The 20,203-nt window shown below is 62.3% G+C and carries 24 protein-coding genes and 1 tRNA gene; 15 read left to right on the top strand and 10 right to left on the bottom strand.

What is annotated here, in order from left to right; translation table 11 throughout:
* The first annotated feature begins 94 nt into the window (after positions 1 to 94).
* Positions 95 to 1,051, top strand: coding sequence for a TetR/AcrR family transcriptional regulator (locus PQQ95_RS29935; protein ID WP_408444171.1), 957 nt, complete (start codon positions 95 to 97; stop codon positions 1,049 to 1,051).
* A 46-nt stretch (positions 1,052 to 1,097) separates the two neighbouring features.
* Positions 1,098 to 2,234: an enoyl-CoA hydratase/isomerase family protein gene (locus PQQ95_RS29940; RefSeq protein WP_408444173.1), complete on the top strand. Its 1,137-nt coding sequence runs from the start codon at positions 1,098 to 1,100 to the stop codon at positions 2,232 to 2,234.
* Positions 2,235 to 2,338: 104 nt separating this feature from the next.
* Here PQQ95_RS29940 and PQQ95_RS29945 read toward each other — a convergent pair whose 3' ends face one another.
* Entirely contained in the window at positions 2,339 to 2,764 is a 426-nt protein-coding gene (locus tag PQQ95_RS29945) for a hypothetical protein (RefSeq protein ID WP_408444175.1), read from the bottom strand.
* Between the two features lie 587 nt (positions 2,765 to 3,351).
* On the opposite strand from PQQ95_RS29945, the gene ssuD reads away from it, so the two are divergent.
* Positions 3,352 to 4,512: an FMNH2-dependent alkanesulfonate monooxygenase gene (ssuD, locus tag PQQ95_RS29950; protein WP_408444178.1), complete on the top strand. Its 1,161-nt coding sequence runs from the start codon at positions 3,352 to 3,354 to the stop codon at positions 4,510 to 4,512.
* Between the two features lie 35 nt (positions 4,513 to 4,547).
* On the opposite strand, the gene PQQ95_RS29955 is transcribed toward ssuD, so the two are convergent.
* Positions 4,548 to 4,679, bottom strand: a complete 132-nt coding sequence (locus PQQ95_RS29955) for a hypothetical protein (protein WP_408444222.1) — start codon at positions 4,677 to 4,679, stop codon at positions 4,548 to 4,550.
* Positions 4,680 to 4,724: 45 nt separating this feature from the next.
* Here PQQ95_RS29955 and ssuC point away from each other — a divergent pair, with 45 nt between their 5' ends.
* From ssuC to PQQ95_RS29970, 3 genes are read left to right on the top strand one after another with little or no spacing between them, the layout of a single operon-like run.
* A complete protein-coding gene (gene ssuC, locus PQQ95_RS29960) occupies positions 4,725 to 5,501 on the top strand; it encodes an aliphatic sulfonate ABC transporter permease SsuC (protein WP_408444225.1) in 777 nt (258 codons plus the stop codon).
* The gene (locus PQQ95_RS29965; RefSeq protein ID WP_408444180.1) at positions 5,498 to 6,499 is read left to right on the top strand and encodes an ATP-binding cassette domain-containing protein; all 1,002 of its coding nucleotides are present in this window, start codon (positions 5,498 to 5,500) and stop codon (positions 6,497 to 6,499) included. The genes ssuC and PQQ95_RS29965 overlap by 4 nt, the downstream gene beginning before the upstream one ends.
* A gap of 48 nt (positions 6,500 to 6,547) precedes the next feature.
* Positions 6,548 to 6,763, top strand: coding sequence for a TOBE domain-containing protein (locus PQQ95_RS29970; RefSeq protein WP_028198179.1), 216 nt, complete (start codon positions 6,548 to 6,550; stop codon positions 6,761 to 6,763).
* Positions 6,764 to 6,810: 47 nt separating this feature from the next.
* Here the strand turns inward: PQQ95_RS29970 and PQQ95_RS29975 are convergent, their stop codons facing one another.
* Positions 6,811 to 7,110: a hypothetical protein gene (locus PQQ95_RS29975; protein ID WP_408444183.1), complete on the bottom strand. Its 300-nt coding sequence runs from the start codon at positions 7,108 to 7,110 to the stop codon at positions 6,811 to 6,813.
* A gap of 139 nt (positions 7,111 to 7,249) precedes the next feature.
* Here PQQ95_RS29975 and PQQ95_RS29980 point away from each other — a divergent pair, with 139 nt between their 5' ends.
* The 3 genes from PQQ95_RS29980 to PQQ95_RS29990 all read left to right on the top strand — a co-directional run bounded on the left by PQQ95_RS29980 (position 7,250) and on the right by PQQ95_RS29990 (position 8,274).
* Positions 7,250 to 7,447, top strand: a complete 198-nt coding sequence (locus tag PQQ95_RS29980; protein WP_408444185.1) for a hypothetical protein — start codon at positions 7,250 to 7,252, stop codon at positions 7,445 to 7,447.
* A gap of 130 nt (positions 7,448 to 7,577) precedes the next feature.
* Positions 7,578 to 7,820: a DUF6566 family protein gene (locus tag PQQ95_RS29985; protein ID WP_408444188.1), complete on the top strand. Its 243-nt coding sequence runs from the start codon at positions 7,578 to 7,580 to the stop codon at positions 7,818 to 7,820.
* Positions 7,821 to 7,893: 73 nt separating this feature from the next.
* Positions 7,894 to 8,274, top strand: coding sequence for a glyoxalase superfamily protein (locus tag PQQ95_RS29990; RefSeq protein WP_408444190.1), 381 nt, complete (start codon positions 7,894 to 7,896; stop codon positions 8,272 to 8,274).
* A gap of 136 nt (positions 8,275 to 8,410) precedes the next feature.
* On the opposite strand, the gene PQQ95_RS29995 is transcribed toward PQQ95_RS29990, so the two are convergent.
* Positions 8,411 to 8,680, bottom strand: coding sequence for a hypothetical protein (locus PQQ95_RS29995; protein WP_120291432.1), 270 nt, complete (start codon positions 8,678 to 8,680; stop codon positions 8,411 to 8,413).
* Between the two features lie 371 nt (positions 8,681 to 9,051).
* On the opposite strand from PQQ95_RS29995, the gene PQQ95_RS30000 reads away from it, so the two are divergent.
* A complete protein-coding gene (locus tag PQQ95_RS30000; RefSeq protein WP_408444226.1) occupies positions 9,052 to 9,471 on the top strand; it encodes a type II toxin-antitoxin system HicB family antitoxin in 420 nt (139 codons plus the stop codon).
* A gap of 168 nt (positions 9,472 to 9,639) precedes the next feature.
* Here PQQ95_RS30000 and PQQ95_RS30005 read toward each other — a convergent pair.
* From PQQ95_RS30005 to PQQ95_RS30015, 3 genes are all read right to left on the bottom strand, one after another.
* A tRNA-His gene (locus tag PQQ95_RS30005) sits at positions 9,640 to 9,715 on the bottom strand.
* Between the two features lie 103 nt (positions 9,716 to 9,818).
* Positions 9,819 to 10,820 carry a tRNA dihydrouridine(20/20a) synthase DusA gene (gene dusA, locus PQQ95_RS30010; protein ID WP_408444193.1) on the bottom strand — a complete coding sequence of 334 codons (1,002 nt, stop codon included), beginning with the start codon at positions 10,818 to 10,820 and terminating at the stop codon, positions 9,819 to 9,821.
* A 113-nt stretch (positions 10,821 to 10,933) separates the two neighbouring features.
* Positions 10,934 to 11,272 (bottom strand): hypothetical protein, encoded by a 339-nt coding sequence (locus PQQ95_RS30015; protein ID WP_408444196.1) that lies wholly within the window; start codon positions 11,270 to 11,272, stop codon positions 10,934 to 10,936.
* Positions 11,273 to 11,635: 363 nt separating this feature from the next.
* Between PQQ95_RS30015 and PQQ95_RS30020 the strand changes: the two genes are divergently transcribed.
* On the top strand, positions 11,636 to 13,228 hold the full coding sequence (locus tag PQQ95_RS30020; RefSeq protein ID WP_408444197.1) for a tetratricopeptide repeat-containing sulfotransferase family protein: 1,593 nt from the start codon (positions 11,636 to 11,638) through the stop codon (positions 13,226 to 13,228).
* Positions 13,225 to 13,797 (top strand): adenylyl-sulfate kinase, encoded by a 573-nt coding sequence (gene cysC, locus PQQ95_RS30025; RefSeq protein ID WP_408444200.1) that lies wholly within the window; start codon positions 13,225 to 13,227, stop codon positions 13,795 to 13,797. The genes PQQ95_RS30020 and cysC overlap by 4 nt, the downstream gene beginning before the upstream one ends.
* 141 nt (positions 13,798 to 13,938) lie before the next feature.
* On the opposite strand, the gene PQQ95_RS30030 is transcribed toward cysC, so the two are convergent.
* Entirely contained in the window at positions 13,939 to 14,151 is a 213-nt protein-coding gene (locus tag PQQ95_RS30030) for a DUF3820 family protein (protein WP_006048800.1), read from the bottom strand.
* Between the two features lie 136 nt (positions 14,152 to 14,287).
* Here PQQ95_RS30030 and PQQ95_RS30035 point away from each other — a divergent pair, with 136 nt between their 5' ends.
* Positions 14,288 to 15,340 carry an NADP(H)-dependent aldo-keto reductase gene (locus PQQ95_RS30035; protein ID WP_408444203.1) on the top strand — a complete coding sequence of 351 codons (1,053 nt, stop codon included), beginning with the start codon at positions 14,288 to 14,290 and terminating at the stop codon, positions 15,338 to 15,340.
* Positions 15,341 to 15,409: 69 nt separating this feature from the next.
* Here the strand turns inward: PQQ95_RS30035 and PQQ95_RS30040 are convergent, their stop codons facing one another.
* A complete protein-coding gene (locus tag PQQ95_RS30040) occupies positions 15,410 to 16,693 on the bottom strand; it encodes an MFS transporter (RefSeq protein WP_408444205.1) in 1,284 nt (427 codons plus the stop codon).
* Between the two features lie 82 nt (positions 16,694 to 16,775).
* Entirely contained in the window at positions 16,776 to 18,188 is a 1,413-nt protein-coding gene (locus PQQ95_RS30045) for a M20 family metallopeptidase (protein ID WP_408444207.1), read from the bottom strand.
* Positions 18,189 to 18,388: 200 nt separating this feature from the next.
* Between PQQ95_RS30045 and PQQ95_RS30050 the strand changes: the two genes are divergently transcribed.
* Together PQQ95_RS30050 and PQQ95_RS30055 are read left to right on the top strand one after the other, a co-directional pair.
* Positions 18,389 to 19,348: a LysR family transcriptional regulator gene (locus PQQ95_RS30050; RefSeq protein ID WP_408444210.1), complete on the top strand. Its 960-nt coding sequence runs from the start codon at positions 18,389 to 18,391 to the stop codon at positions 19,346 to 19,348.
* Between the two features lie 192 nt (positions 19,349 to 19,540).
* Positions 19,541 to 19,963 (top strand): hypothetical protein, encoded by a 423-nt coding sequence (locus PQQ95_RS30055; RefSeq protein WP_408444213.1) that lies wholly within the window; start codon positions 19,541 to 19,543, stop codon positions 19,961 to 19,963.
* Positions 19,964 to 20,203: the final 240 nt, after the last annotated feature.

A 20,203-nucleotide genomic window follows, 5' to 3' on the forward strand; every position in this document is an offset into this window, starting at 1 on the left:
GTTGTCTGATTGATGAGAATTTTATGAACACTGTTCAGTAAACGGTGTTCAGTTTAATTTGACTTTTCAGTTTGTCAACCTGAAAATGTTCGTTATGGGAATCGTCGAACGAAAAAGCCGGCAGAAACAGGCGCTGCGTGAGCGCATCCTCGATGCGGCGCGGCGCATCGTCATGCGCGAGGGCTTCGCTGCACTGTCAATGCGCAAGATTGCGGACGCCATCGAGTATTCGCCAGCCACGCTGTACCTGCATTTCGCGAGCCGCGATGAGATTGCGCAAGCCTTGTGCGCGGAAGGTTATGCGCAATTGCTGGAGACGTTCGTGCCGCTTGCGCAGATTGCCGATCCAGCTGAGCGGTTGAAGGCGCTTGGGCGTGCTTATGTGGCATTCGGTGTCGCGCATCCGGAGACCTACCGCCTGATTTTCATGGAAGACCCGAGTTATACGGGCGCGGCGCTGAGCGGTGCGGCTGCTGCAGCGGGCGCGGGTGCGTCGGCGGCTGCGGTCGCGGATGAAGGAACGGTGGACGAAACCGGGGAGATCACAGCGGCAGGCACCACGGCCGCAGCTTCTGCCGCGTCCGGCAAAGCGAACCTCGCACCGGCGAAAGCGGATGACGACCCAGGCGACGCCGCCTTGTCCATCATGCTCTGCGCGCTCGAAGAGTTGAAAGCAGCGGGGCGTTTGTCCGCATCGATGGATCTGGTCGTGTGGGCGGAGGCGTTCTGGGCGACCCTGCACGGCATCGTCGCGCTCAACCTCACATGCCCCGTATTTCCGAGCGCGCCGCTGGATACGGTGGTGGGCGTCGCACTTGATACCTGGCTGGGCACGCAACCCGCAGGGCAGCAAGGTGTTGCAAGATCCGCTCGCGCTGGTAAGAAGAAGTCCGCTGAAGCGGCAGAGTCAGCAGCATCGCTCGCCGAGGCGGCGGGCGAGCCGGCCACGCAGCCATCCCAGCCATCCGCCCGGGCGAGCAAAAAGGCCACCAAGCCTTCGGCACATTCGGCCATTGAACCGGCCGCCAAGCCCAAAGCCTCGAGTGCGTGATAACGTTCAGTTCCGATTCATTTCGCGCCATCGCGCCTAGCTCTCCATGTCTATTTCCGCCTCGCCCGCCGTCAGCGACGAAGTCGCGACTTACGTAGCCAACCGCATCGGTTTCATCGAACTGGAACGGCCGAAGGCGCTCAACGCGCTGTCGACCGGCATGATTCGCGCGATGCACGCGGCGCTCGATCAGTGGCGCGAAAATCCCGACGTACTCGCCGTGGTGGTGCGCAGTCAGCACCCGCGCGCGTTCTGCGCAGGTGGCGATATCCGCTTTCTGTACGAGTCGGCGCAGCGTGGCGAGCATGAGGCGCGCGATACGTTTTTCACTGAGGAATACCGCCTCAATGACGCGATCTTCACTTATCCGAAGCCGTATATCGCCTTGATGAACGGTGTCGTGATGGGCGGCGGCATGGGGATTTCGCAGGGCGCACATCGCACCGGCGGCCTGCGGGTAGTGACCAACTCGACGAAGATGGCGATGCCCGAGACCCGCATCGGACTCTTTCCCGATGTCGGCGCGAGCTGGTTTCTGGCGCGCACACCGGGCGCACTCGGCCGTTATCTGGCGGTCACGGGCGAAACGATCGGCGCAGCAGATGCGCTCTACGCAGGTCTCGCCGACGTTTATCTCGACGACGCGGCCTTGCCCGCGCTAGTCGATACATTGCGCGCCGAACCGTTCGAACGTGGTGCCGACGTGGTGGCGTGCATCGAGCGGGAGAGCGCCGCGCATCAGGTCGTGCCGGAGCCCGACGCCGCGCCGCTCGCGAACGCGCGCGCGTTGATCGACCGGCATTTCGCGTTGCCCGACATGACGCAGATTCTCGCGTCGCTGGAACAGGAACGGGAGCATGGCGGCGAGGGCGCCGATTGGGCTGAACAGACGATTGCCGTGTTGCGCGAACGTTCGCCGTTGTCGATGGCCGTGTCGCTGGAAGTGGTGACGCGCGCCGAGGGTTCGATGGCGGACGTGCTGCGCGGCGATCTCGATCTGACGCGCACGTGCTTTGCGCACGGCGACACGATTGAAGGGATTCGCGCGCGCATCATCGACAAGGACAACGCGCCGCGCTGGCGTTTTGCACGTATCGAAGACGTGAGCGCCGCCGATGTGGAGAAGATGTTTGAAAGCCCGTGGCCGGCAAACGAACACCCGTTGCGCGATCTGCGCGGTTAGGCGGGGGCGGGCCGCAACGCTAAAGCAATCGAAGCAGTCGGGTTATGCCGGGTTTAGCCCCGGCATAACCCGGCAAACCCGGCGAGCACGCACCAGGAAGACGCTCAGTCCTCGTCTTCGCTCGCCATGAATGCGCGCATGAACACCAGCGCGCCCCAGCCCCACATCGCGTTCGCCGCGAAACCTACCGCGAGGCGCGGCAGCATGTTGCCGCTCGGCCAGATGCCGCGCAGCGGATCGACAACGAACACGCTCGCCGCCGTCAATGCAAGGCCGCCGAACACGAAGGCGGGCACCCACGGCGCGTGTCGCCCCGGCCCCACGCGCAACAGCCACGCCATCAACACTGCCCAGAACGCGCTCCAGATGGCGTTTGCGATGAACTCCGGCAACCCGAGCGGCAAAAACGGCGCAGTCGAAAAACCGGTTGGGTCGATCAGACCGGCTGCGTGCAGCAGCGCCAGTGTCGATTCATGAAAGAACAGGGACGCCAGAAAGCCGGCGACGAACGGCAGGATGAGTTTTTGCATGCATTGCACCGCGAGAGCTCAGGCGGCGCGGTTCGCGCGGCCTGCATCGGATTATTGGAAACGTGGCGCCATTATATAGAGGGGCAACCCGCTTCCAGCGTGCCTAAGGCGCAACACCCGCACACCATCCGTATGCTTTAGCGTCGGGCTAATCACGAAAGTGGAAAACCTAAGCTAAAAAAAATCGTTCAAAAGCAGGGGCCCGATCCATAGACTGTTTCTCCATGCAGACGGTGTTTGCCGCCGTCGCCCATTTAATCGAGCGCATCACGCGCACGTTTGGTCGAGGGAAGCCGTCGCGATGTCCTGCCTGATGCCGATCTTCAACCGCTCCATGGCGCACGCGCGTTTGCGGATGCGCTGTCGGAACTAGTCCGCGCCTCGCTGCCGTATCTCCGTCCTTCTTTGCGCCCGCGTCCCCGGCTCCCGTGCCGGATGGATGCGCGCGGCTAGCGGTGCGCAGCTAGCGGTGTTCGACCAGCGGCGCGCGACCCGCAGTGCGCGGCGCAGCGTGCGCGCTCCAACTCGACGCATCGTTGTTACACACGTCTCCATTCAATCCAGTTTCGAACAAGCAGGAGCAGCAAATGAATGTGTTCTGGTTCATTCCGACTCACGGCGACAGCCGCTATCTCGGTACGTCCCAAGGCGCACGCGCAGCCGATTACGACTACTTCCAGCAGATCGCCGTCGCCGCCGATACGCTCGGCTACGAGGGCGTGCTGCTGCCGACCGGCCGCTCGTGCGAAGACGCATGGGTCGTCGCGTCGAGCCTGATCGCCGCGACCAAACGTCTGAAGTTTCTGGTGGCGATCCGTCCGGGGATTTCCTCGCCGGGTCTGGCGGCGCGCATGGCGGCGACCTTCGACCGTCTGTCGAACGGGCGTCTTCTGATCAACGTCGTGACCGGCGGCGATTCGGCGGAACTGGAAGGCGACGGCGTGTTCGTCGATCACGATACGCGCTATGAAATCACCGACGAATTCCTGCATATCTGGCGCAAGCTGCTGACTGCCGCGCATACCAACGACGCGATCGACTTCGAAGGCAAGCATCTGACTTCGAAGGGCGGCAAGGCGCTGTATCCGCCGGTGCAGAACCCGCATCCGCCGCTGTGGTTCGGCGGGTCGTCCGCGGCTGCGCACGACATCGCGGGCGATCACATCGACACGTATCTGACCTGGGGCGAACCGCCTGCAGCCGTCGCGAAGAAGATCACCGACATTCGCGCCCGCGCCGAAGCGCGTGGCCGCAAGATCAAGTTCGGCATTCGCCTGCACGTCATCGTGCGCGAGACCGAAGAAGAAGCATGGGCCGCCGCCGACAAGCTCATCAGCAAACTCGACGACGAAACCATTTCCCGTGCCCAGGCCTCGTTCTCGAAGATGGATTCCGAAGGACAGCGCCGCATGGCCGCGCTGCATGGCGGCAAGCGCGGCGGCCGCGAAGAACTCGAGGTGTATCCGCACCTGTGGGCCGGCGTGGGTCTGGTGCGCGGCGGCGCGGGGACGGCGCTGGTCGGCAATCCCGAGCAGGTGGCGGCGCTGATGAACGAATATGCGGCGCTCGGCATCGACACGTTCATCCTGTCCGGTTATCCGCATCTCGAAGAGTCGTATCGCTTCGCTGAACTGGTGTTTCCGCTGCTGCCGGGGCGTCAAACCAAGGTCTCGGGCGGTCCGCTGTCGGGTCCGTTCGGCGAGATCGTCGGCAACAACTATCTGCCGAAGGCGGCGAGTTCGAGCTGAGCGCTTGCGCCCGGTTCGACAACGACGCCTAACGGTTAAGCAATGAGGACATCATCATGGCTCAATCTGCTGTGAGCACGGGACGAGGCACGCACGCCGGCGCGCGTCCCAACGTGAACGCGGAGGTGGAGGCGGGTGTGAGCACCGACGTGAGTGCAAACGCGAATGCGAACGTGAAAGCGGGCGCGCGTTCGGACGCGGGTCTCGCCCTAGTGCGCCGCATCGGCGCGCATCTTGCGCCGTGGCTCGCGCCGCTGGCGATTCTGCTGGCGTGGGAATTCGCCGCCCGTAGCGGCATTCTCTCGACACGTGTGCTGCCCGAACCGCTCGCGGTCGTGAAGGCCGCGTGGTCGCTGATCCAGTCCGGCGAAATGTGGGCGGACGTGAAGGTCAGCACCTGGCGCGCGGTGTCCGGCTTTGCGATTGGCGGAGGCATCGGACTCGTGCTCGGTCTCGCCACGGGTCTCTTCAAACCCGCCGAAATCGCGCTGGATTCGACGGTGCAGATGGTCCGCAATATCCCTGCGCTGGCGATGATCCCGCTCGTGATCCTGTGGTTCGGTATCGAGGAAGAGGCGAAGGTGTTTCTCGTCGCGCTGGGCGTGTTTTTTCCGGTCTACGTGAACACGTTTCACGGTATCCGTTCGGTGGATGCCAATCTGATCGAGATGGCGCGCAGTTATGGCGTGAAGGGTTTCGCGCTGTACCGGCATGTGATTTTGCCGGGCGCGTTGCCGTCGATTCTGGTCGGCGTGCGGTTCGCGTTCGGACTGATGTGGGTCACGCTGATCGTCGCCGAAACCATTTCCGCGCAGTCGGGCATCGGCTACATGACGATGAACGCACGCGAATTCCTGCAAACCGATGTGGTGGTGGTCGGCATCCTGCTGTACGCGGCGCTCGGCAAACTCGCCGACGTGCTGGCCAAGACGCTCGAGCGCGTGTCGCTGCGTTGGCATCCTGCCTATCAACGAGGGGCGAAAGTATGAGCGCAACGACATTCTCGGCGTCGTTCGGCGGCATCGCGGGCAGCGATCTCGAAGCCGAACTGGCACAACCGCGCATCGTCGATCACGATGCCGATGAGGCCGCCGGCTTCGACCGCGCGGATCCGGCGCACGATCGCGCGCGCGTGAGCGTCGCGCCTGCGGCGGCCGGTGCATTGGCACGCAACGATGCACGCCGCTCCGCCGATTTTTCGGTCGAGTTGCGCGGCGTCGGCAAGCAGTACGGCGAGCGCAAGGTACTGTCCGATTTCGATCTGTCGATCGAGCGCGGTAGTTTCGTGGCGATCGTCGGCCGTAGCGGCTGCGGAAAATCGACATTGCTGCGACTGGTCGCGGGGCTGGAAAAGGCCACCTCCGGCGTGCTCGAAAAGCGCACCGAAGACGGTCAGCCACTCGACACGCGCATCATGTTCCAGGACGCGCGGCTCCTGCCCTGGAAGAGCGTGTTGCAAAACGTGATGCTCGGCCTCGGCCGCAGCGCGCGTGAAGATGCGCGCGCCGTGCTCGATGAAGTCGGCTTGCTCGAGCGCGCCAACGACTGGCCCGCGCAACTCTCCGGCGGTCAGCGTCAGCGTGTGGCGCTGGCGCGGGCGCTGGTGCATCGGCCGCAATTGTTGCTGCTGGACGAACCGCTCGGCGCGCTCGACGCGTTGACGCGCATCGAAATGCACGCGCTGATCGAACGCCTGTGGCGCGAGCATCAATTTACCGCGCTGCTGGTGACGCACGACGTGCATGAAGCCGTCGCGCTCGGCGACCGGATTCTGCTGATCGAAGAAGGCCGCATCGCGCTCGATCAGCCGGTGCCGCTGGCGCGCCCACGGGCGCGTGCATCGGCCGGTTTTGCCGCGCTGGAAGAACATGTGTTGCAACGCGTACTGAAGACGGCGCCGAACGACGACGCACTGTCCCATCGCGCTTACGACGCACGTGACGAGGGCCGCCTCACGCGGCCGACGGACGTCCGCTGGGCCGTCTGACATTCCCTTGACTGACTGTTTTCAATCGCTTTTCTGGAGTCGCTCGATATGACCATTTCTGCAATCAACGTACGCAATCAGTTCAAAGGCAAGGTCAAGGAAATCATCCGCGGGCCGGTCGTGTCCGAGGTCGATGTGGACACGCCGTTCGGCATCGTCACCTCGGTGATCACCACGCGCTCGGTCGACGAACTCGATCTGAAGGTCGGCTCGGAAGTGGTCGCGCTGGTGAAGTCGACGGAGGTGTCGATCGCGCGTCTGTAAGCGCGACTGCACGCGTCATTCTGTTCGCACCGTCACGCGTGCCGCCGCTATTTCGCGTTGGCGCCGCTGGCGGGCGGCGCGTGCATCATTCTGTCGTGGGTCGGTTTGCTCGGCCGCTTGATCGGCATATTGTCCGGATTGCTCGATCCGCCTGAACCGGGGGCCGTCTCGGGCGGCTTGACTATCGATGCGCCGCCATTTTGCGGCGCGGTTTGTTCCGGGGTTGGCGTCGCAGTCGGTCTGTATGGCGCCGGGTTCGCCGTTTGTGCGAAAGCCACCGTGCCCACTGCGCCGACCATCACGAGCGCGACGCCTGCCGTCAGCGCTGCCATTCTGTTTCGCTCCATCTCGTTCTCCTTTCCGATGCCGCCTTCCGGTATTGCTGCCGCCACGAACCTGCGGCACGCAATGCCCATGCCTCGACGCCCCCCTGCGTGCGGCCGCGAAACTTGCTACGATGAATCGAGCATGACGACGGAGACGGCCATGTCGAAGTCATTGAGTCCGGAAGCGGTCGAAGCATTGCGGCGCCTGAACGATGTCGGCGTCGGGCAGGCCACGCCGAAGTTTGCGCAATCCGTCACGGCGGAGTTGCTGGCAAGCGGACTCGCCGCCGAAGCGAGCGGCGGCGAAGTCGAGATCACCTGTAGCGGCCGGCAGTACCTTTCTGGCGATTGCGACTGATCGTCAGCGTTGAGGGCGGGCCGGTGCATGCCCCGAGCCGCGACGACGGCCCGGCGGATCGGCTCGGCCGTGGACGTCTCGTTAGGACACGCAGATCTCGTTAGGCACACAAGACACCAAGGAGGCGATCATGGAGCCGAAAGGCCTCGACATGGGCGACTACCAGGAGCGCTATCAGAACTACGATATTGAAGTCGCGGTCGAACAGGTGCTCACCGGCGTCAAAGCGCATTTTCGAGTATTGCGCGACGACGCGGTGGTGATCGACTGGCGGCTCGTGCACATCGACACCTTGTGGACTACCGAGCATGCCGCCGCGGAGGCGGGTTTCAGGGCCGCGCGCGAAACGATCGATGCCGGCCTCGCCGCGTAGCCGCAAGCGCGTGGCGTGAGCCGACAGGCGCATTCGATTAAGCTGACGATCTTTCGACTTGCAGGAGACCGATGTGCACCTGTCACCCGCCATCCCGATCATCCGTATCTTTTCCGAAGAGAAAGCCAAGGAGTTTTACGTGGGTTTTCTTGGCTTCACCATAGACTGGGAACACCGTTTCGACGCCAATTTCCCGCTCTACGCGCAGGTGCGCCGCTCCGACCTGATTTTGCACCTGAGCGAGCATCACGGCGACGCGACGCCGGGCTCGACGATTTTCGTGCCGGTGCGGGACATCGACGTGTTGCATGCCGAACTTCAGCGCAAGGACTACAAATACGGGAAACCGGGTGTTGAAGCGTTGCCGTGGGGGAAAGTGCTGGAGACGATCGATCCGTTCGGTAACCGGATTCGTTTTTGCGAATCGCCGAAAGAGGATATGCGCGGGGCGTGATGAGGGCGGGGCAGGGACTGGATGCCGCATGCGTGGCTGACGTGTAAACAGGACTGGGCGCCGGCATGCATTGCTGCATGCACGGCGCCCAGTTCGGCTGCTGTCTTATGGACGGCAACCCTTCAACGGCGACCGATTAGTGACCGAAGAAAACCGATTGCGGGCCCGACGAAGCCGGTGCACGCGTACCCGATTGCGACGACACGTTGTTCACGCCGCCGTATGCGTTCGATTCGGCGTTAGCGCGCTCAGCCGCGACGGTTTGTGCGCTCTGGCCTTGTTGCGAAGCCGGTGCGCCGACCGACGGACGATAGAACGGTGCCGGGCCGTAGCCGCTAGCAAATGCGGGGGCAGCGATCGAGGCAGAAACAGCAACCAGCAGGGCGGCGATGAGCTTGGTCTTCATGGTGTGACTCCGATAAGTTTCGATTTCATTTCAGGAAGGCGTCGCAGGAGCCGGTGGGGTGTGTCTGCAACGTCGATGGAAGGCAGTGTATACCCCTACTATTGAAAATTTGTACCGATAATCTGAAATTACTGTTCTCGGTAGTGAAATAATCGGTGAGAGGGTTGTGCGACAGGCGTCCGGCGTGGTCCGACCCCGCCGGGCAGGTGGTTTGGGGCTAGAAAGATTGCTTGGGAGGGGGCGCAGCGGACAGATTCGACCCTTGGGATGTCGATGGCCCGCACGGGTAAGTGCGTTGACTTGGCGGACAGCCTCTCCCGATACTCGCGGGCTTTGTGTTTTTCTTGAAGCAGTCCCACTGGAGAACCGTAATATTGTCGTACCCCATCGAGCTGACGCCGGATTCTAATGGCACGCTCCTCGTCACGTTTCCGGACGTGCCTGAAGCGATCACCGTTGGAGAGAACGAAGATGATGCCGAGGTGCAAGCCCTCGACGCACTGGAGGCCGCACTTGAGATCTACTTTTCGGAGAAGCGGTTCATTCCTTTGCCGTCGAAGGCAAAGCGCGGCCAGCGTGTCGTAACGCTTCCTGCTCTCGTGACCTCGAAAGTCCTGCTTGCAAACGAAATGCTGCAACAGAACGTGCGTAAGGCGGAGTTGGCGCGTCGGTTGAAGGTCAATCAGGTGCAGGTCGATCGTCTTTTAAATTTCCGCCATTCATCGAAGATCGAGATGGTCGAGTCTGCATTCGCCGTGCTTGGCAGGCGTCTGGAAGTGCGGCTGGTTTGATACGTTGCTCTTTCCCAATTGAAAACCTCGCTTCGGCGAAATCTTCAATTGGGAAGTCCGCGCAACTGCGAGCGCCTCGCGCTCGCGGCAAATCGTGATGCAAAAACAAAAACGGCGTTGTGATTTCTCACAACGCCGTTTGATCAAACCTTTACCGCTCGAATTCTTTGGGGTGGCTGATGGGGCTCGAACCCACGACAACAGGAATCACAATCCTGGACTCTACCAACTGAGCTACAGCCACCACTGACATCTGCTTGACTTGCTAAGCAACTCATTGCTGAGAAACTTGGCTCGTCGATGAAGAAACGAGATTATACGAACAAGAATCCCGTTTGCCTAGTCCTTTATTCAAAAATTTCGACGGGCTCACGCAGATGCTGTCTTGCCTCGTCGAAGATGCCCAGATCGCGCGCAGCCAGCCGCTTGCTATCGGACAACACGCGACGCCATCCACGTGCACCGGCTTCGCCACGGTAGAGGCCGAGCGCATGGCGTGTGATCGCTCCAAGGTAGGTGCCGCGCGCCATTTCAGCCGCGCAATATTCAATCAGCTTTGCCTCGACCTGCGCGCGCGTGAGCGGCGTATCGGTCGAGCCGTAGAAGCGCGCATCGACATCGGCCAGCACATAAGGGTTGTGATAGGCCTCACGCCCAAGCATCACACCGTCGATGTGCTGAAGATGCGTTTCCACCTCATCAAGCGTCTTGATGCCGCCGTTGATGATGATTTCCAGATGCGGGAAGTCGCGCTTCAATTGATACGCGTAGTCGTACTTGAGCGGCGGAATCTCGCGGTTCTCTTTCGGGCTCAAGCCCTTGAGAATCGCATTGCGCGCATGCACGATGAACACGTTGCAGCCGGCGTCCGCGATCGTGCCGACGAAGTCGCGCACAAAGCCATATTCTTCGACCGCATCGACGCCGATCCGGTGCTTGACCGTGACCGGCACGGAGACCGCATCGCGCATCGCCTTCACGCAGTCGGCGACAAGTTGCGGTTCGTTCATCAGACAGGCGCCAAACGCGCCGCGCTGCACGCGCTCGGACGGACAGCCGCAGTTCAGATTGATTTCGTCATAGCCCCATTGCTCACCGAGCCTGGCCGAGCGCGCAAGGTCGTCAGGCTCGCTACCGCCGAGTTGCAAAGCGACTGGCGCTTCTTCTGGCGTGAACGCCAGATGGCGCGGCACGTCGCCGTGCAGCAACGCGCCGGTGGTGACCATTTCGGTGTAAAGCCACGTATGACGCGATATCACGCGATGCAGCGAGCGGCAGTGGCGATCGGTCCAGTCCATCATAGGCGCGACGGAAACGCGGCGCGGACTGGGAGTTTGAGCTGAAGACATGGGGCGGCTGGACGGCATCAATCAAAACCCGATTTTACCGCAAGGCCTGAAACTTCCAGTTCGGGCTGGATACCCGGCAACGCCGAAGGGCAGGTCAGCCGGTACCCACCGTATCAATGCCCATGCCCGCCATGGCCGCCACCGCTACTCCACGAACTCCCTCCACCGCCGTGGGAGCCGCCCCCACCGTGCCAGCCGCCGCCGTGCCCTCCGCCATGCCACCCGCCGCCGTGCCAGTACCCACCGTGCCCGTGGTAGTAACAGCACGAGCCACCCCAGCCGCCCCAGATGTCCACCGTGCCATAAGCCGGTCCATACACCGGGCCGTAGGCATAACCGTAGCCGGGGTAATAGGGCGGCGCGTAGGCATAGTCGTATCCCGGCGCGACCACGCACCCGGTGAGACTTGCCGCCATGGCCAACATCGCGATTGATGCAACGAGCCTGCTCACGATTTTCTCCCGCGTTTTTCTGCCGCCTATGAGAGTGAGAAAAACGGCGCGCCCGGGAGTTCAGCAGGATTTGTGTCCGCAAATTACGGTCTGGATTTGCCATGCGGTTTCCATGATGTCCACACGGACAGCAGCGCCATAGCGGCCGCCGGTTACACGAGCCTTCCAAACCGTGACGGATTCATTCCGCTGTAACAGTTGGTTAAATTTTCGCAACGTAACTGTAGGGCGCGCCTGATACTTTCCCGTCAGACAATTTCCCTTTGAATCCAGACTTATGCTGGTGCTGATCCTGGACGAAGGAGAACACCCTCCCCATTGTCCGGGCCGCCTGATGCGAAGCCTGCAAGAACCTGGCCGTCAATGAAGCACGATCCACAGCCTGCGACCGCATCGGAATGGTGCGCCGAAGGCGACGCCTGCGCCGCGCGCGGCGAACTCCAGGCCGCACTCCAATGTTTTGAAACTGCACGATCGCTCGATCCCGCCGATGCCGTCATCTGTGAACGTCTCGCCGCGACGCTCGTCGCGCTGAGCCGGTTTCCCGAGGCCGTCGTCCGTTATCACGAAGCGATCGGACTCGATCCGCGGAACGCCGATTTGCGTCACGGCCTTGGCTGGTCGCTCGAGCAGATGCATCGGCTAGAGCAGGCGGTAGAGGCCTATCGCGAAGCCGTCCGGCTGAATCCGAAAGCCGATGGCTCGTACAACAACATGGGCAACTGCCTGCAGGCACTCGGTCGTTTCGACGAATCGCACGAGGCCTACCGCCATGCGATCGAGGCCGCGCCGCAGGTGCCGCTGTATTACCGCAACTTCGTGCAGTCCAAGCGCCTTACCGCCGACGATCCGGTGTTCGTCGCACTGGAACAACTCGTCGGCAATGTCGCGTCGCTCACACCCGCCAATCAGGCGGAGATTCACTTCGCGTATGGCCAGGCGCTGTCCGACGTGGGCCGCAACGATGCGTCGTTCGATCATTTCCTGAAGGGCAACGCTCTGCACCGCCCTGGCGTGCGTTATGACGAAGCTGCGTCGCTCGGCCTGTTTGAGCATTTGCCGGAGATCCTCACTTCGGAGGTGCTGGCGGCCAAGCGCGGTCAGGGCGACGCGTCGGACGCACCGATCTTTATCGTCGGCATGCCACGTTCCGGCTCGACGCTGATCGAACAGATACTCGCGAGTCATCCGCAGGTTTTCGGCGCGGGTGAGCGCACGGAGTTCGGCGAGGCGCTGGTGAACTGCATCGGCCGCGATCTCGACGACCCGTTGCGCATCAATATCGAAGACTTGCAGGGCGTCGGCCCCGCGCAATTGCGCGCGCTCGGCGCCGATTATTTGCGCCGCATGCACACGTCGCTGCCGGAAATGCGAACCGCGACGCCGGGCTACACACGTTTCACCGATAAATATCCGTTCAATTTCATCAACGTGGGGCTGATTCATCTTGCGTTGCCGAATGCGCGCTTCATTCATAGCAGCCGCTCGCCCTTGCAAAGTTGCCTGTCGATTTTTTCCAGAATTTTTCATGACGTGCCGTTCAGCTACGATCTCGGTGAACTGGGGCGCTACTATCGCGCGTACGACGCGTTGATGGCCTATTGGCAACGCGTGTTACCCGAGGGCACGATGATCGAAGTCAAATACGAAGCGCTGGTTGAAGATTTCGAAGGGAACGTCCGGCGCCTGCTCGCGCATTGCGGACTCGACTGGGATGAGCGCTGTCTATCGTTTCACCAGACCACGCGGCAGGTGAACACGGCAAGCGCGGCCCAGGTGCGCCGTCCGCTCTACAGAACGTCGCTGCAGCGCTGGCAGCCGCGGCAGGCGTTGCTGCAACCCTTGTTCGACGGTCTGGGGCCGGAACTGGCGCCCGCTGGCAGCGTCAACGGGCACGAGCAGGCGCCGCTTGCAGATGCGGACGCTGCGGCGGCCGGCACGGAGCGCAGGTCATGAGCGCAACGCGTGGCGCCGTCATCTGGATGACCGGTTTGTCTGGCGCGGGGAAATCGACGCTGGCCGAGGCCTTGCATCAGCGTCTGAAAGAAACCGGACATGCCTCGATCGTGCTCGACGGCGACGTGCTGCGACGCGGCCTGACCGCCGGCCTCGGCTTCACCCCCGAGGACCGTGCCGAAAATCTGCGGCGGATCGCGCACGTCGCGACGTTGTTCATGCAACAGGGCTTCATTGCGATTGCCGCGGTGATCTCGCCCGAGCATGAGCATCGGCGCATGGCTCGCGAGATCGTGGGCGACGGCTTCGTCGAAGTGTTCGTGAATGCGCCATTGACGGTGTGCGAAGCGCGCGATGTCAAAGGTCTCTACGCCCGTGCGCGGCGCGGTGAGATACCTCATTTCACCGGCGTTTCCGGGCCGTTCGATGTACCGCTCGATCCCGATGTGATGATCGAAACCGATAAGGTGTCGATTGAAGAAGCGGTAGGCCGTCTGCTTGTGCATCTGACCGCCATGGGTTGCGTGCCGGGGAAAAGCGGGCTCGGCAGACCTCGTCTCGCGAAATAGTCCGCGCGAAGGCCGTGCTGCTTTTCGGTTCCGCGCTGTTCGCCGTGGCGGGCGTCGCGGCACGGGTAGTGCGGCGTGGTGTGCTTCATCTTGCGTGTGTTTGCCGTCGCCTATGGCTGCCATCTGCGGAAGGCGTCGCGCCTACCGCTTGCGCAAAGGCTCGATCAGCGAAGACAAACCGTTGTGATCGATCTCGTGCATCAAGGCCAGCAGGCGGCCAATTTCGCCGGGCGGAAAGCCCTGGCTCGCAAACCAGTTCAGATAGTGACCGGGCAGGTCCGCGATCAGCCGGCCTTTGTATTTTCCGTATGGCATCACACGCGTGACCAGGAGTTCGAGGTGTTCGGGATTCATCGCAGAGAGGTCGACGGAAAGTTCATTGAGCACGGTGGTGTGAGCGCCTGCTGAAGCAGCATTTTAGCTGCGCTGCAGGCATCGCGCGGGCATGGTAACGTCAGCGCTTTCTTTTACACACAACAGGACTGGTTCGATGGAATACCGCAGACTCGGCGACTCGGATGTGAAGGTTAGCCTGATTGGTCTCGGCACCATGACGTGGGGCGAGCAGAACACCGAGCAGGAAGCGCACGCACAGATCGACTACGCGCTCGACCATGGCGTCAATCTGATCGACGCCGCGGAAATGTACCCGGTGCCGCCGCGCCCCGAGACGCAAGGCTCGACCGAGCGCTATATCGGCACATGGATCGCGCAGCACCGCAGTGCGCGCGAGAAGATCGTGCTGGCCACCAAAATCGCCGGACCGGCGCGTCAACCGCACAACCCGCGCCACATTCGCGGCGAGGGTAATCAGTTTGACCGCAAGAATCTGACCGAAGCCCTCAACGATAGTCTGAAGCGTCTGCAAACGGACTACGTCGATCTATATCAGTTGCACTGGCCGGATCGCAGCACGATGACGTTCGGCCGTCCGGCCTATCCGTGGGTCGACGACGCGTATACGGTGCCGATCGAAGAAACGCTCTCGGTGCTCGCCGAATTCGTCAAGGCAGGCAAGATTCGCCATATCGGCGTGTCGAACGAAACGCCCTGGGGTGTCGCGCAGTTTCTGCGCGCGGCAGAAAAGCTCGGCTTGCCGCGTATCGTCAGTATCCAGAATCCGTATAGCCTGTTGAACCGCACGTACGAAGCGGGGTTGTCCGAGTACGCGCATCGCGACAACATCGGCTTGCTGGCGTATTCGCCGCTGGCCTTCGGCTGGCTGTCGGGTAAATATGAAGGCGGTGCACGTCCGGCCGGCGCGCGCATCTCGCTGTTCGAGCGCTTTCAACGTTACAGCAAACCGCAAGCGATTCAGGCAACCACGCGCTATGTGGAACTGGCGAAGCGTCACGGTTTGTCGCCCGCGCAATTCGCGCTGGCCTTCGTCAATAGCCGGCCATTCCTGACGAGCAATCTGATCGGCGCGACGTCGCTCGATCAGTTGAAGGAAAACATCGCCAGCGCCGAGGTGAAACTCTCGCCGGAAGTGCTCGCGGAGATCGACACGCTGCATGAATTGCAGCCGAATCCGGCGCCTTGATGCCGTTGAGGCTCAGTTGAGTTGAGGTTGACGTGAGGTTGGCTTGAGTTTGACTCAAGCCAACCTCATTCAGCGGATCTTCAGCGTCGAGCGCACCGCATTGAGCGCCAGCAAACTCACCACCGCGCAGAACATCAGATAGAAACCGGGCGCGAGTTTATTGCCGCTCGCGTCGATCAGCCATGTGATCACGAAGGGCGCAAAGCCGCCGAATACCGTTACGCCAATGTTGTAGCTCACCGCGAGGCCGGTCGCGCGTGTCTGCGTCGGGAAAATCTCCGACATCAGCGCGGGCAGCGCGCCGAAGTACGTTGCCTTCAATACGCCGATCCAGATCAGCGCCAGCAGCATCGTGGCGAACGAGGGATGCGCATTCATATACACGAAGGTCGGATAGACCGTCAGCAGCATCAACGTCGCGGCAACGGCCATGATGCGGATGCGTCCCACGCTATCGGACAGGTGGCCGGCGAACGGCGTCAGCACCGTCAGCACGACGCCCGTGGCGAGCGTGGCCGCGAAACCTGTCGAAGCGGGCAGGTGCAGTTGCTTGATCGCGTAGGTCGGCATGTACAGGATCATGTAGTTGGCCGCCGTCGAAATCACCAGCGAGCCGACCGCGAGCAGCATGCGGACTTTCTGCGTGCCGAACAGATCGCGCAGCGGCGTGCGCGTTTTCGGCTCCGTGTTGAACTCGGCGCCTTCGTCGACGAAGCGGCGAATATAGAAGCCGACCGGGCCGATCGCGAGGCCGAACAGAAACGGAATACGCCAGCCCCACGATTCGAGTTGCGCCGCCGTGAGCTGGCTCGTGAGCAACGCGCCGAAACCGGAGGCGAGCAGCGTGGCGAGGCCTTGGCTGGCGAACTGCCAGCTGCCCATGAAGCCGCGCCGCTCGGGTGCATGCTCGACCAGAAACGCGGTGGAGGCGCCGAACTCGCCGCCTGCCGAGAAGCCCTGAACGAGCCGCGACAGCATGATGCCGGCCGGCGCCCACAGACCGATCGCCGCATACGGCGGCATCACCGCAATCGTCAAGGTGCCGATCATCATCAAGCCGATCGACAGCAGCAGCGACACCTTGCGCCCCGCACGATCCGCGAGCGAGCCGAGCACGAGTCCGCCGAGCGGCCGGATCAGGTACGAAATGCCGAAGGTGCCGAGCGTGAGCATCAACGAAATCGCTTCGGTACGCGCCGGGAAAAACAGCTTCGCGATCGTCACCGCGAAAAATCCGTAGACGACGAGGTCGAACCATTCCAGCGCATTGCCGATCGACGCCGCGAGAATGATGCGATGGACCTTCGCGGCGGACGGCCGCGCGGCGCTGGCTTGCAAGGTGGACGTGCTCATCGTGGCGTGCCTCTTGGCGGATGCGGCTAACAGTGAACTGCGGGCGGGTTGGGGCGTGCGGCAGGCGTACTGCGTTGATCGCTCAGGCCGCGGCTTCCGCGGTCGTTGCGATTGCGCGCGGCGAGTTCTCGCCGAGATCCCAGAAGAGCCCTGCCATGATCTGCAGACCCTCGCGCACCACCGGTCCGAGCAGATGCTCGTTCGGCGCATGCTGCGAGCAGGCCGGGTACGAATGCGGCACCCAGATGGTCGGCAGGCCGAGCGTGTCGGCGAATACTTCGTTGGGCAGCGTGCCGCCGAGATTCGGCAGCACGGCCGTCTTCTTGCCGGTGGTCTGTTCGAGCGAGGCAATGGCCCATGTGACCCACGGATCGTCGGGATTCAGACGTGTCGCCGGCGCACCGCGCTCGACGTCGATCTCGACCTGCGAAAAGCCATGCGCGTCCAGATGCGCGCGCAGATGCTGCTCGAGGTTTTCCCAGTCGGTGCCGACCACGAAACGCAACTGGCAATGCGCGAACGCCGAGGCCGGAATCGCATTGACCGGGTTCTCGGGATTGCCCGCCTTGAACGCCAGCACTTCGAAGCTGTTCCAGCCGAATACACGTTCCGGCGGCGTGAGACCTGGCTCGCCCCAGTTATCGTCGACCGCCGGATCGCCCGGGCCGCCGCCGACCGTGATATCGGCCAGGGCACGACGCACCGCCTCGGAAATCGGCGGCGGACGCAAGCCGTCGACCGCGATCACGCCGCGCGCATCGACCAGGCTTGCAAGTGCATTCGCCAGCACGGTGGCCGGGTTGCGCAGCAGACCGCCCCAATTGCCCGAGTGGTGTGCGCCGTCGCGCAGATTCAACGAGAGCTTGAAGTTCACCGAGCCGCGCGAGCCGAGAAACACCGTGGGGCGGCGCGCGGCGAGACGCGGACCGTCGGAGGCGATCAGCACGTCCGCGGCCAGCTCCTGTTTGTGCTCGTGGCAAATCGCGTCGAGCCCCGGCGAGCCGGTTTCCTCGCCCATCTCGATCAGCAGTTTCGCGTTGAAGCCGAGCTTGCCGCCGCGTGCGGCCAGCACGCTCGCCAGCGCGGCGAGATTGATGCTGTGCTGGCCCTTGTTGTCGGCGGTGCCGCGGCCATACCAGCGTTCGCCTTCGATGGTCACGGCCCACGGCGTCAGCGGTGCGCGCCATTGACTGTCGTAGCCGCGCACGACGTCGCCATGGCCGTAGATCAGCACGGTGGGCAGGCGGTCGTCTTCGTGACGATGGGCGATCAGGAACGGCCCGAACCCTTGCGCCGGGTTATCGACGATGCGTGTGCTGAAGCCCAACCCTTCGACTTCGGGCGTGATTTCGTCGGTCAGATACGACAGCAGCGTGGCGGTGCGGTCGCTTTCCTGACTCTCCGTGCGAAATCCTACGCGCCGGTTGAGGTTCTCAAGGAAGGCGCCTGATTCGAAATGCTGCGTGGCGTGTTCGATGGCCTGATCGCGGCTCATGTGTGTCTCCGATGCGGGGGGCGGGGGATGGCGGCGCGGCGCCGTGTGTGGCACGTGTGGTTCGCGGCCATCAGCTTCGAAACGATTCTAGGAGGCCGTTATTTTTGTCACAATGATCGTCTTTCGAAGCTTGCGTTGCTGAAAAGGCAAAGCTAAGCGCTCCCGTACATCGCTGCACCTGCTTGCATAAGGCGTCGCTCATGGCACTTTCATTACATGGCATCGCATTGCGCTATTTTGTCGAAGTAGCGCGTACCGGCTCCATCAGCGACGCGTCCGCGCGGCTGCACGTGGCTGTGTCGGCGATCAGCCGGCAGATCGCGCGGCTCGAAAGCGATCTCGGCGTCGCGCTGTTCGAGCGACGGCCGCGCGGCATGTCGCTCTCCGAGGCGGGCGAGCGTCTGCTCCTCTACGCGCAGCGCAGCCTGCTCGAGGCGGAGCACGTGATGAAGGAGATCGGCGGCCTCGAAGCGTTGCATGGCAGCATGATCAAGCTCGTCAGTTCGGAGGGATTCGCCGCTGACTTCCTGCCCAGCGCGATGGCGGCGTTCCGCAGCCACTACCCGGGGATCGACTTCACGCTTTCCGTGATGGCGCCGGGGGAGGCCACTCGCCGCGTGCGCGACGGCGACGCCGATCTTGCGCTGACGTTCAGTCTCGCGCCCGAGAAGGGCGTCAAGGTCGAACACACCGAGCGCGCACCGGTGCTGGCGCTGCTGCGCGCCGATCATCCGCTGGCCGCGCGCGCCAAGGTGTCGCTCGCCGACGTGCAGCGCTATCCGCTGGTATTGCCGGAGGCGGGTACGACGATCCGGCAGTTGATCGACATTACCTGTGCGCTCGAAGGCGTGCTGCTCGAGCCCGATCTCACCTGCAACAATAGCGGCGCGATGTACCGCTATGCCCAGAAGTCCGGGGCAATCATGTTCACGGGACTGCTGTCGGTGCGTGACCGTTACGTCGGCGACGGTTTCGTCGCAATACCGCTGACGCATCCGCAGATGCGCCAGCGCAGCATTCAGGTGCAGACGATGGCCGGACGGGAGTTGCCGCCGTCGGTAAAGGCGTTCCGCGACCATCTGATCGCAGAAATCGGCGGCACGAAGCCCGCGGATGCTGCGGCGCGCAAGCCCGCTCGAAAGCACGGCGGGACGCGTTGAAAGGCAAATCTCCCTGCCGGACGCCGAATCACGACCTAAACTGTGGGGACGGAGCGGGCTGGCAGGCTTCTACTGTGCGGCTGGCGGTGCTGTAGCGCATGCCAGTGGTAGGATTCAGCCCGAAAAATGGAGCACGGTGCGCGATGAATGAGCGTGCCGTCCACAACAGAGCGATAGGACTCAGGACATCGAATGGCGCAACAAAAAACAAACCCAAAACTTGAGCAGGCGCTGACGCGCGGGGACCTTGCAATTCGTCAGGCCAACTCGGCCCGAGCGACGGCGTTGCTGCGCGCGTTGGGCAAGATGATCATCGAGGCATCGGCGACGATTGGCGTGGAGGCATTCACGCTGATTCCGGACGGCGACAAGATTTACGATCCCACCGATGGATTGTGGCCGCAGGAATTGCAGGTTTCGCTCGACGGCCCTGTCGAGGAATCGGACCCGGACGAGGTTCGCACGGTCCGGTTGATTGCCGATGATCCGGGCACGGTGTTCAGGGTTGAATGGCAGCGGGCCGATGGGAAGATCGGGCGTCAGGATGGGGGGCCGTTTGCAACGGTGGCTTTTATTTCCGATGTGGATATTCCGTGGACGGATGATGAGGATTGAAGGGGGTTTTTTGCGTTCGTGGGGGTTTTTGTTTATATGCCTGTGGCACTGAGATTTTCTTGGTCTGGATTTTTGGTTTTTCCTTGATCTGGATTTTTAGTATTTTCTTGAGATGGAATTTGGCATTTTCTTGAATTTTTAGTGGCCTTTTTTAATTGTTAGTGGTCTATTAGTGTTGCCCCTGTGCGGGGCAATGCTCTCAACTTAAGCCCCAAAGGGCTTGTATACGGGACATTGGAC

The organism is Paraburkholderia caffeinilytica, assembly GCF_046030355.1.
GTDB lineage: Bacteria > Pseudomonadota > Gammaproteobacteria > Burkholderiales > Burkholderiaceae > Paraburkholderia > Paraburkholderia caffeinilytica_B.